The organism is Bacillus ndiopicus (genome assembly GCF_000612805.1).
Taxonomy (GTDB): domain Bacteria; phylum Bacillota; class Bacilli; order Bacillales_A; family Planococcaceae; genus Metasolibacillus; species Metasolibacillus ndiopicus.
Genome location: NZ_HG964412.1, coordinates 1 through 11,993, shown reverse-complemented (window position 1 = coordinate 11,993; position 11,993 = coordinate 1). Strand labels below are relative to the sequence as shown.

Genomic DNA, 11,993 nt, shown 5'->3' with positions numbered 1-11,993 from the left:
TGAGTAGTTTCATTCATAAACTGTGGATGTAAAACGAAAATAAAGGTGGAGGACGTCCATGGAAGATTCTTTTGTCAGAAGCCATTTGAACAAGTAAGCCACAAATCATGACTTCCTTTGTAGCGGAATAATGATTTTCTACAACATGATTTCTATAGTTTTTCATTTTTTATCCCTCCCATTTTGACACAACTTAAAAACGCCATCTGTTGGTAAAATACCGTTCAAATGACGTTTAAAGTATAATGAATATTGGAATTTTAAATCAGATAGAACAGGTTCTATTGATTAGGTGCAATTGCACTTTTATTGCACTTTTTATATTTTTTAATATGTTTTATATGTTTTGATAGTGTCCAAAAACCCTTGATATTACTGCATTTTTGCTTATATACTTTACGCTTAAAACAGAGTGGGAATAAACCATATACTTGATTAAATGAGAAAAAGCCTATTTAAAGGGATTTGTCGAATTGATAAATTCTTTTAGTAGGCTTATTTTTAAATAGTTCCCACTGCATTAAAAAATAGTACAGATCATTGAATTGATTGAAACTCAATGCTTGTTTGCTTGTCGAATTAAATCTAGCAAAGTAAAATTTACTAATATATAGTAGTAAACAAAACTTGAGGAGGTATTGTAGTGAACCAACACAAATTAATAATTACTCAGTATAATCCCAAATACGCTGAACAAACAGTAGATATGTGGCGAAAAAGTAAAGAACAGGCTATTGGTCAAAAAGAAATTCACAGCTTTGAAAATCACGTTTATTTTTTAAATCATATATTATTTGAACAGTTTCAAATAGATTTAGCGTTCATTGATGAAAAAGTAGTTGGAATGATTGCCTATAATGAAAGGGAAATAAGCCAACTATATATTCATATAGACTATCAAGGAATCGGTATAGGTCATACATTACTAGATAAAGTAAAAGCGCAATCAAGTGGGAGATTAACATTATACACATTTGAAGTAAATGAAAATGCACAACGATTTTATGAAAAACATGGATTTGAAATCATAGGTAGAGGGCATGAAAATGAAGAAAATTTAGCTGATATTCAATATGAATGGATATCTAAATAAATGATTAACAGGTGCTTTAGAGGTTTTTCTTGCTAAATACTCGACCCACCAAAAACGAGAAATCTGTTAGTTAAAGGGGGCTGTATCGTCTATTAGTGAGTGGGAATAGTAGCGGATATCCTAAAAACATTAGTAACACGAACTTATCCACGGAATTTAGGCGAAAAAGTGGGTGTTTATATTTAAAATAGCGCAGCTCCATTACCTAAAAGCGGGTGGAACTACGCTTCTTTTCTTATTACTTATTCTGCTGTTCAGTTGAATCATTAGAATCATCTAACTCATCTGATTCCATTGTTTCCTCTGGTGCGTCTGAATTTTTTTTCTTTTTTCTTATAAAGCCCCAAAGCGCTCCAATAGCAGCGATTAAGACAATCCCAAACTTTTTCAATAGGGCGATAATGACAGCTAGTAAGCCTGCTTTTTTGGCTACGGCTAAACCAGCGCCACCTAACATAAGGGCAGATAAACCGTAACCTGCTACCTTATCTGTCGATTTGTCAAAATCCTCATATCTTTTTCCATCATTTACTTTCAACTGGGACAAGATTTTTTCACTAAGGACCTTTTTATCTGCCTCTCTATTCTCTGGATCCGTCACAAGGATGACAGAAATATTTCCTTCTCTTGTCAGAATTCTTGTATTATAGTTTAAGAAAGTTTCCTTGTTCTCATTTTCAAGTAAAATGGACCAAGTTAGATTATGCGTTTGTTCGTCATAAAATGGTTCGATATCCCAACCAACAACATGAAAACGTTCACCTGGTTGACGTTCTTTATTTGCTTCTTCTGTACCTTCTTTGAAGCTTTTCAATAAAGCTTTTGCGTCTATTTTTGACTTTTCGTCATCTTCAATATAACCAGATTCCTCATAATCGAAAAAGACTGCCCATGTTTGGTTATCATCCATTGGGAAAACAGTTCCGATTTCAAGGCCAGACACAGGATCTCCGTAATCCGTTGCCATCATTCTAGTGTTGTCGCCATCAAGAAATACAAATTCTGAATCGAGATTAAGAGAAGCAATGTCTCCTAAATCAACAGATTGCCCACCTTCAATCCAGTTGTATTCATTTGCAGCAGTTACTGTTGTACTAAACATCATGAATAGTACAGAAATCATTACCATCAATCGTTTCATCTCGAAAATCCCCTTGTTATCTTTTTATTTTGTTATTTGCATAATATCGACTGCTAAAAAGGAGATTTTACTAACTTTTTAATGAGCTTCATATTATTCCAAATAATCCAAAATATGATTATACCATACTTGGAATAAGAGTAAATAATTTTGGTAATATTTAATCGAATTTTGTAATTTCTCTTATAAAATGTTAAATAAATTCAATTTGTAATTAAAGAGCCATAAGTAGTATTCTTGTAGTGTTTTATTAGGAATTTTAAAATGAAATGATTTGAATTAACTCACTATCAGCTTTAGAGGGAGTATATAGATATCTATATACTAATGTAATTTAAATATTTCTTATCCCAAACGCCATTTGCCGATCTCTCATAAAGATATATGAAAATGTCGCACAGCATGAGTAAAAATTCCTAAAGTATTTGCCAGTTTTGTATAACATTTTAGTGTCTGAGAAATAGTGTACTTTTGTGCAAATAATGTTTATTACTTTCCAGAAAATCATGATAAGATACTTTTATCTATCATCATTAGTACATAGATAAAAGTATATAAAACGAAAGGATAATGGAATTTGAACTCTATTAAAGCAAAGCTAATTACTGTATCTACATTACTTCTTACGATACCTATTATTGTAATCGGTTTTTTTAGTTATTATCAAAGCTCTTCTAATCTATCAGAACTAGGGGAGACCAATTTAAAAAATAGTGTTAGTACGACGATTGGATTAATTGAATCGCTGAACAAGGCTGTCGAACAAGGGAATCTACCATTAGCAGAGGCACAAGAGCAAGTAAAGATAGCAATATTAGGTGAGAAAAATAGTGATGGTACACGCCCGATCAATAAAAATATAGACTTAGGTGAAAATGGCTATATGTTTATTGTGGACGATGCGGGTCTTGAATTGGCACATCCTTTCATTGAAGGACAAAATGCTTGGGACTCTATTGACCCTAACGGTGTATATCCAACACAAGAAGTAGTTAAAGCTGCTAATAATGGCGGGGGCTTTAGTTATTTTGATTGGCCATTTAATAACGATACAAACGACATTAAACCAAAGGTAGCTTATTCGGCAAAGGACCCTCATTGGGGTTGGGTTGTTGTATCAGGTACATATATGATGGACTTCAATAAGCCTGCTGATAAAATTTTGTTTAATATTCTTATTATTGCGATTATTACATTAGCTATCGGAACTTCAGTTATTTGGCTTTTCGCCAATAAACTTTCCAAGCCAATAAACATCGTATCTAATCGCATGGATTTACTAGCAGATGGCGATTTAACGTCAGCTGAAATTACTGTTAATTCAAAGGACGAGGTTGGGAAATTAGCCAATTCTATGAATTATATGCAGGGTAGATTAAAGGAATTAGTGACAAAGGTTTCTAATGCTGCTGAAGGAATGGGAGAACAAAGTGCGGAGCTAACACTATCTGCAGACGAGGTGAAAGAAGGCTCTAGGCAAATTGCTATAACGATGCAGGAACTTGCTTCTGGCTCAGAGAAACAGGCAGATAGTGCAAGCGATTTAGCAATAGCAATGCAAAGCTTTGCGGCAGAAGTAGAAACTGCAAATAAAACAGGTATGCAAATCCATGAAGTTTCGTCTAAAGTTTTAGAAATGACAAGTGAAGGAAACCGCTCTATGCAAATATCCAAGCAACAGATGGGGAAAATTGATACTCTTGTTAAGGATGCAGTGCAAAAAGTAAAAGGATTAGACGCACAATCCCAAAAAATCTCCAACCTTGTTACTGTGATTAAAGATATTGCTGATCAAACGAATCTATTAGCATTAAATGCAGCAATTGAAGCTGCAAGAGCTGGCGAGCACGGCAAAGGCTTCGCAGTCGTAGCTGATGAAGTTAAAAAGCTAGCTGAGCAAGTGTCTGATTCGGTCTTAGATATTACTAAAATCGTGACAAATGTTCAAAACGAATCAACTGCTGTTGTAGAGTCATTATCGGGTGGCTATCAAGAAGTCGAAGAAGGGACAATTCAAATTGAAGCAACGGGTCTGAAATTTAATAGCATTAATCAAGCCGTAATGGAAATGGTGAATAGTATTACTACCATAACTGAAAGCTTAGCTACGCTTACTAAAAACAGCTATGAAATGAATGGTTCCATTGAAGATATAGCTGCTATTTCTGAGGAATCCGCAGCAGGAATTGAGCAAACATCTGCTTCATCTGAGCAAACTAGCGCAGCTATGGAAGAGGTAGCGCAAAGTTCAAATGACCTTGCAAGGCTAGCAGAGGAATTAAATAATGTTGTAAATGAATTTAAAATATAAACACTAGAGACAAAAGTTAAATTTATAATCAAATAGAAAAGCCGAATTATCATGAGACTTTAAATAAATGTTTTCATGGTAGTTCGGCTTTTTCTTTAGATAAAAATCTTTTGTTCTATCAGCATCAATTGCTCTCCAGTTTGAATAAAGGGTTATTACGTGTGAAACTGCTGGATTATTTGATAGAAAGTAAGAATGAATAAGTTTTAATAATTTTCTGTAGCCTCTAACACCCCTTATCATTTTAGAAAAAGCAGCAAAAAATGCGTTCGGAATTATAGTCGAAAATGTTCAGATTTTGTTCAACTCCTAATGGTAAAGTTGACTGGATACGCTGTATCAGCTCAACATATGCTGATATTTGACAGCATGTGTAAGGGAAAAGTGTCGATACATGGTTTCCTCCCTTCATATTTGTGGAGCTTGGGGCTCTGCAATATTTCGAAGAAACGAAAGGTAAATCATCGTACAGTCGGCAAGAACATATGAGGAAAAGGAGGAGATCTGAAGCATGAAACAAAAACGCAGTACAAGCAAATCAATGTTATCACTTTGGCTAGTATTGATGCTTATTTTGCAAACATTGACATTCGCTGTTCCTGCATCTGCAGAAGGTTTAATAGACCTAGAAGTAGATAAATCTGTGAATGATGAACCAGTCGGCACTGGTGAGACAATAACAGATAAAGAAGCTGTTCAATTAGTAACAGGAGACACAGCGAAAGTTGTTGCACCAAAATTACTAGGACCTGCAGATAAAACAGTAGTGTTTATGGATGAAAATTCAACCTTTCCGTTGGAGATAAAACAGGGAGATGCTGTTATTGATCCAGCTGCTGGCATGATTTTAGGCAGACAGCAATTTACGCTTAAGTCGGAAGGTCTCAAAGTGCCAGTGAAAGGCGATTTTGCAAATACGGAGCATGAGAATGATACTACTAAGTACATTCAGAAGGGTGATTCGATTGAGCTGAAGAGAGAAGTTTACTTCAAGGAAGTAGTGCTTCCAACAGCGACTAAACCCCTAAATGCACAGACTGAATTTGGTCCAAAGAAGCTTGCTACCGTCTATTTCACACCAAACAGTATCAGGATTGTATTTGACGGCGATGATAACTTCTTCAATGGTGTTGGACGAGATGTTGTTTTCGGATTTGAAACAACTGCCGATGCCGATGTAACAGGAATGGCGTATGGTGAAACAAAGCCTATCGACATTTTTGGGACAGCTTATCAGTTGAAGAACCCAGATGTTACGGCAGCGTATAGCATTACTATAAGCTCACCAGGAATGGTTAGATGGGATCAGTATGGCTATCGCGGACTTCAAGCTGCACAATTTGTTGAGGGAGCAGTTACTTGGGAGTCAACAGTATCCGCTTTTGATCAGTTTGATAAAACAATCAAGCTACCGTTAGACGGGAAAACGTTTTATACAAACCCTTCAACTTATAATACTGGTGGTAATGTACGTGGTGTCTATGTGCCAGGTTCATTTAAAGTAAATGGTATTGAGGTAGCTCCAACCATTGGTGGAGACGGATCTTTGACTTATATTTTCCCAGTGGGAACAGGCAAGGATCCAAAGGTCGAATATAAAACATGGATTCCAAAGGAAAGCTACTATTATGAGCATAGAAATCCACCAGGCAATCTTGGCCGTAGCTATCGAGTTATGCTTGGCAGAGTGGAATTAAGACAGGACAATGATAAATTAAAGGAAGCAGGTCAAGAGATTTCTTTTGCTCCAGACTGGATTCAAACATCTGCAGTCTATGACCATGGCAATGGAACAATCACATGGAAAGTTATTGTTAACCATTATAACAAAAAAGGTTTAAAAGATTTTACTATCACAAATGTACTGCCTAATGGGCTTGAATTTACATCAGCAACATGGCAGACATGGGTGGATGGTACTGCATCAGAAGTACAATCAATTACACCAGATGAGAACAGTGTTTATTCCTTTGGGGATATTGATGGTAAAGTGGAGCTAGTGATTAAAACTAAGGTGAAAAGTGGTTCGGAATTCAGAATCGATCCACGTGCAAACTGGAATTTGGACACACCAGACGGTATTCAGAATAATGAAGTAAAGACTGGTTTAAGACCTACCGCAGTAACTGATGAGGCAATTGTTACTATCGGTGCGCATACTTTTACAAAAGGTGCCTCTATTTCAATGGAAGATTTCAATCTTGGCGGAATAACATGGACAGTCCGCCTAGCTCCACAATATGCCTTGCCAGATGCGGTAGTATATGATGTGCTAGTGCATGGTGGAGATTTAAATGTATTAGATAATGCAGTGGATGAAACTGGTGAGGTTAGTGCAGAAACCATTGCAAAAATAAAAGCAAATATAAATACAGCACAGCTTTGGAAGCAGTATCAACAAGGTACTCTTAAAAGCGCGGATGGCTTAACTTTGGAGGCTATTCCTTTAACAGTAAACGGTGAAGTGGTGGCAGATTTGATTAAAGTGACTGGTTACAATACTGACCAAGCTGCTTCTTTTAGCTTCCGTGCGCTTGAAACTAACCCAGCTGTTCTTTTCAGGCAGAATATTGAGACAGAGAAAGTGCGCTGGAATAGGGCTTTATTATTTGATGGTGGAGCCGTAAAACAAGCACAAGCTTCAGCGTCCCTTCATATACGCATGTTAAATAAAGATATGCTCTATGCATCAAAACCATTGAAGGTAGATGGTACGCCTGAAAATGTTAATCCAAATAACGTTGGCAGCTATATTAGAAATGATAGTAATGAAGCATGGACAATCTCTGCCTATGACCGAACAACTAAGACGGTTACTTTCCGTCTAAGTTTAAATAATCCGGGATATAATACAGACGAAATGGCTAAGGCTGGTGGTAGTCGAGTAATCAGCAATATCAAGCTGGTGGACACATTGCCTGAAGGTTGGGAGTTCGTTCCATTTTCTGAGGGGAAAGATTTTGAGCTTTGGAAGAGCTATTCAGACAACGGTGGCGGTACTGAGTATGGTATTAGAAACGATGCTAGAACAATTATAGAACCAGGCACGGATGCTCATGTAGTTAGCTTTTCACATAGTGGCAACGTAGGAACTTTCACTTTCTCTAAATTAGAAAGTCCTTATGTCATTTTAGTAAAAGCAAGACCATCAAATGCAGCATTAGAGAAATATTTAGAGGAATACACTACAAACGGCACAAACAAACAGGTACTATATAACAAAGCTGATCTTCATATGACATGGGGGGGAGAGGAAAAGGTTATCACTGAGCAACGTAAGGTGATTGTACCAGTTCAATCTTTAGGCAAATCGGTAACGAAGCCAACTCCAGGAGTATTAGAATGGACAGTGAACTATACCCCACCATTTAATATGGAGAAGGAAGTTTATTTACAAGATACTTTAGGTGCAGGTATGAAGCTGCGCTATGATATAGACGGAAAGCTCGTGTTGACAGCACCAAGTATGGCAGTATATCGTGCTAACCTGACTTCTAGTGGTGCTCTAGAACGAGAAGGGGCAGCGCTAGATCTAAGTGATCCAAATAGTGAAGTTCAAGTAGAGGCAGCACCAGGTGCGGATGGCACTACAGTTCTAACATTCAAAATGGATGACCCAAACAAGTTTTACCAGTTTGTGTATCAAACCGAGGTTGATACAACTAAAGCAAAAGCTGGAGATAAAATGAGCAATGAGGTAAAGCTTGCGGGTGATGATAAATTAGAATCTATCAGTGCAAAAAGCGAAAGCACGTTAGATAGCTCAGACGTAGCCGGCAGTTCAAGTTCCAATGCTTTATTACCACTGAAGAAGGTAGATCCAGATGGTAAGCCACTTCCAGGGGTAGAGTTTACGTTGTATAAGAAGGACGATGGAAAAGAAGTTGCAAAAGGAACAACAGGTAGCGACGGGAAACTTAATCTTTTATTCCCAGATCCAGGGTATTATGAACTAAAGGAAACTTATATTGATACAAATACTTGGCTACCAACGACAAGAATTTATCAAGTATATGTAGGAAATACGCCAGGGAAGCCTATTTGGGTAGACGGAGTAAAAGTAACAACTGATAATCCACTAGTTGTGCCAACACCTGCTATGGGTGGATTAAAAATCGACAATACAGTAACAGGTAATGGCAGAGATTTAAACAAAGAGTTTAAATATACAATTATCTTTGATGGGAAAGACAAGGATGCGGAATATGAATATGTTAAGGATGGAGTAAAAGCTACGCTAAAAAGTGGAGAAACTATCATTCTGAAGCATGGTGAGGCAATCTCATTCCCTAAATTACTTGAAGGTCTTTCTTATACAGTTACACAAGAAAGCTATACAAATGATGGTTATACGACAGAGCCAGAAAGTCGAGTGTATAGTGGTGTAATCGAAAAGAGCAAAGTAACCGAGTTGAAGTATGTCAATAACCGAACAATTCACGGACATCTGTTAATTGATAATACGGTAACTGGCAGTGGTGATAAAAATAAAAACTTTGAATACACGATTACTTTCACTGGCGAAGGTTCGGACAAATCGTATTCATATACGAAGTCTGATAACACGACAGGAACAATCAAATCTGGTCAAACTATCGTACTGAAACATGATGAAAAAATAACTATTAATAATTTGCCTGTAGGGCTTACTTATACAGTTCAACAGACAAATTACACTAGTGAAGACTATGCAACTACACCAGAAGATTTTATTCTTACAGGTAACATCGAAGAAGGAAAAACAGCTGAAGCGAAGTTTATCAATTATAAAGATGCTTTAGGTAGTTTATTAGTGAGCAACACTGTAACAGGCAAGGATGGAGATCAAACCAAAGAGTTTAAGTATACTATTACCTTTGATGGGAAAGACAAGGACGCAACCTATAAATATGTGAAGAATGGAATAGAAGCTACGCTAAAAAGTGGAGAATCTATTATTCTGAAGCATGGCGAAGAAGTTACATTCCCTAAATTACTTGAAGGTCTTACTTATACTGTTCAACAAACAGATTACACAAGTGAGGACTATACGACTACACCAGAAGGTTTTATCTTTACAGGTAGCATCGAAGAAGGAAAAGAAGCGAAAGCGGAGTTTATCAATCATAAAGATACTTTTGGTAGTTTACTAGTGAGCAACACTGTAACAGGCAAGGGTGGAGACCAAAACAAAGAGTTTAAGTATACTATTATCTTTGATGGGGAAGACAAGGACGCAACTTATAAATATGTGAAGAATGGAATAGAAGCTACGCTAAAAAGTGGAGAATCTATCATTCTGAAGCATGGCGAGGAAGTTATATTCCCTAAATTACTTGAAGGTCTTGCTTATACTGTTCAACAAACAGATTACACAAGCGAGGACTATACGACTACACCAGAAAGTTTTATCTTTACAGGTAGCATCGAAGAAGGGAAAACAGCTAAAGCAGAGTTTATCAATTATAAAGATGCTTTAGGTAGTTTACTAGTGAGCAACACTGTAACGGGCAATGGTGGAGATCAAACCAAAGAATTTAAGTATACTATTATCTTCGATGGGGAAGATGATGCAGAATATGTATATGTGAAGAATGGAATAGAGGCTACGCTAAAAAATGGAGAATCTATCATTCTGAAGCATGGCGAGGAAGTTACATTCCCTAAATTACTTGAAGGTCTTACTTATACTGTTCAACAGACAGATTACACAAGCGAGGACTATACGACTACACCAGAAAGTTTTATCTTTACAGGTAGCATCGAAGAAGGAAAAGAAGCGAAAGCAAAGTTTATCAATCACAAAGATGCTCCAGGAAGCTTGCGAGTTAGCAATATAGTTACAGGCAATGGTAGTGATGAAAATAAGGAATTTGAATACACAGTAATCTTTACTGGAGTAGGTGCAGACAAAACGTATAATTATACGAAATCTGACAAGACAGAAGGAAAGATTAAATCTGGGGATAAATTCTATTTGAAACATGGACAAACATTGCTAATTGAAGGTATCTTAAATGGCACAGAGTATGTAGTAACAGAAAATGATTATACGGCAGATGGTTACACAACAACACCAACAAGCCGAGAGTACACGGGTACAATTAAAGAGAACGTAACCGCTGAAGCTCCATTTGAAAATGTTCGATATCTTCCAGGTACACTTGCCCTAGAACCAAAAGAGCAAAAGGTACGTGGAGACGGTAAAACTCCTGTTGACTTAACAGCTACTTTAACAGGACAAGATGGCAAGCCAGTAGTAGGCGAGGAAGTTATCTTTATCGTTGATGGTGTGGAAAAAGGCAGAGCTATTACTGATGAAAATGGTAAAGCGACGATTTCATATACACCACCGAAACTGACTGAGGTAACACCAAAAGAGCATAAAGTGATTGCGAAAACGAATGCTACTAGCCCATCAGGCGTACTTTACAATGAAGATGATGCAGTTGTCATTACAATGCCAGCAGCACTTACAGGTGTTCTACGTGACAATGAAACTAGAGAAATCCTCCCTTACAAGGAAATTGTAGTGAGAAATGTTGTAACTGGTGAGGAAGAAACAATTACTACTGATTCGGAAGGCCGTTACTACCACCTTGTTCAACAGGGAGAGAAGTATACGATTACTTACAAACATCCAGTGAATATTGGTGGCGTACAAACGCTTATTCCATTTACACAAAAAGCGATTATTGAAGGCACGGATAACCCAACAGAGGGTAACTTAGTTCCAGCAGAAATTACTGCTGTAGGTATCGTACTCTTCAAGCAACCTAACGGTACTACCACATTGCTAACTAAGGCTTTTGCGGGTAAATTAAATGTTTACTTGAAGGATGCAACGGGCAACTATGTTTCGGAAAACGGTGCACCAAAAGCATTCCCTCTAGGGGAGAATGGTACTTTCGCAGCAGAAAACTTAGCAATCGGTAACTATACGATGGAAGTGCGCTATGAATTTGAGCCAGGCAAAGAATTGATACTAGTCAAGGATAAAGTGCTTAACTTGGCAAATATTGATGAGCTTAATATTTCAGAGGAATTAGTTGACCCATACGGCACTGTTTACGATGAAACGACAGGTGACGCAAACACTGGCAAGAAAATTGAAGGCGCTACAGTAACACTATATTATGCAGACACACCAAGAAACCGTGCGAAAGGAATTACACCGGGTACGAAAGTAGTATTACCTGCAATTCCTGGCTTTGCACCGAATGATAACGCTAGCCCAGAGCAATTAAGCGATATCAACGGTTTCTACGCATACATGGTATTCCCAGAAGCGGATTACTATTTAGTTGTAACAAAAGCAGGATATGAAACATATACGAGTCCAATTATTTCAGTTGAATTCGATATTGTAAGACATGATATACCGATGAAACCAGTTAGCCCTGGCGGTGGTAACCCAGAAAATCCAGGAGGCAATCCAGGAACACCAGGAGGTAACCCAGGAACACCAG

5 protein-coding genes are annotated in these 11,993 nt (G+C 37.3%); 3 read left to right on the top strand and 2 right to left on the bottom strand.

Annotated elements, in window-relative coordinates; translation table 11 throughout:
- Nucleotides 1–13: 13 nt before the first annotated feature.
- Nucleotides 14–166 (bottom strand): hypothetical protein, encoded by a 153-nt coding sequence (locus TY13_RS20800; RefSeq protein WP_154661650.1) that lies wholly within the window; start codon nt 164–166, stop codon nt 14–16.
- Between the two features lie 477 nt (nt 167–643).
- On the opposite strand from TY13_RS20800, the gene TY13_RS18860 reads away from it, so the two are divergent.
- Nucleotides 644–1,093: a GNAT family N-acetyltransferase gene (locus tag TY13_RS18860; RefSeq protein ID WP_042479138.1), complete on the top strand. Its 450-nt coding sequence runs from the start codon at nt 644–646 to the stop codon at nt 1,091–1,093.
- Between the two features lie 238 nt (nt 1,094–1,331).
- Here the strand turns inward: TY13_RS18860 and TY13_RS18855 are convergent, their stop codons facing one another.
- Complete coding sequence (locus tag TY13_RS18855) at nt 1,332–2,234, bottom strand: DUF2167 domain-containing protein (protein WP_042479136.1); 903 nt, start codon at nt 2,232–2,234, stop codon at nt 1,332–1,334.
- A 577-nt stretch (nt 2,235–2,811) separates the two neighbouring features.
- On the opposite strand from TY13_RS18855, the gene TY13_RS18850 reads away from it, so the two are divergent.
- Both TY13_RS18850 and TY13_RS18845 read left to right on the top strand, forming a co-directional pair.
- Nucleotides 2,812–4,545, top strand: a complete 1,734-nt coding sequence (locus TY13_RS18850) for a methyl-accepting chemotaxis protein (protein ID WP_042479135.1) — start codon at nt 2,812–2,814, stop codon at nt 4,543–4,545.
- 511 nt (nt 4,546–5,056) lie between these two features.
- A partial coding sequence (locus TY13_RS18845; protein ID WP_195891725.1) for a DUF7601 domain-containing protein occupies nt 5,057–11,993 on the top strand: 6,937 nt, incomplete at its 3' end.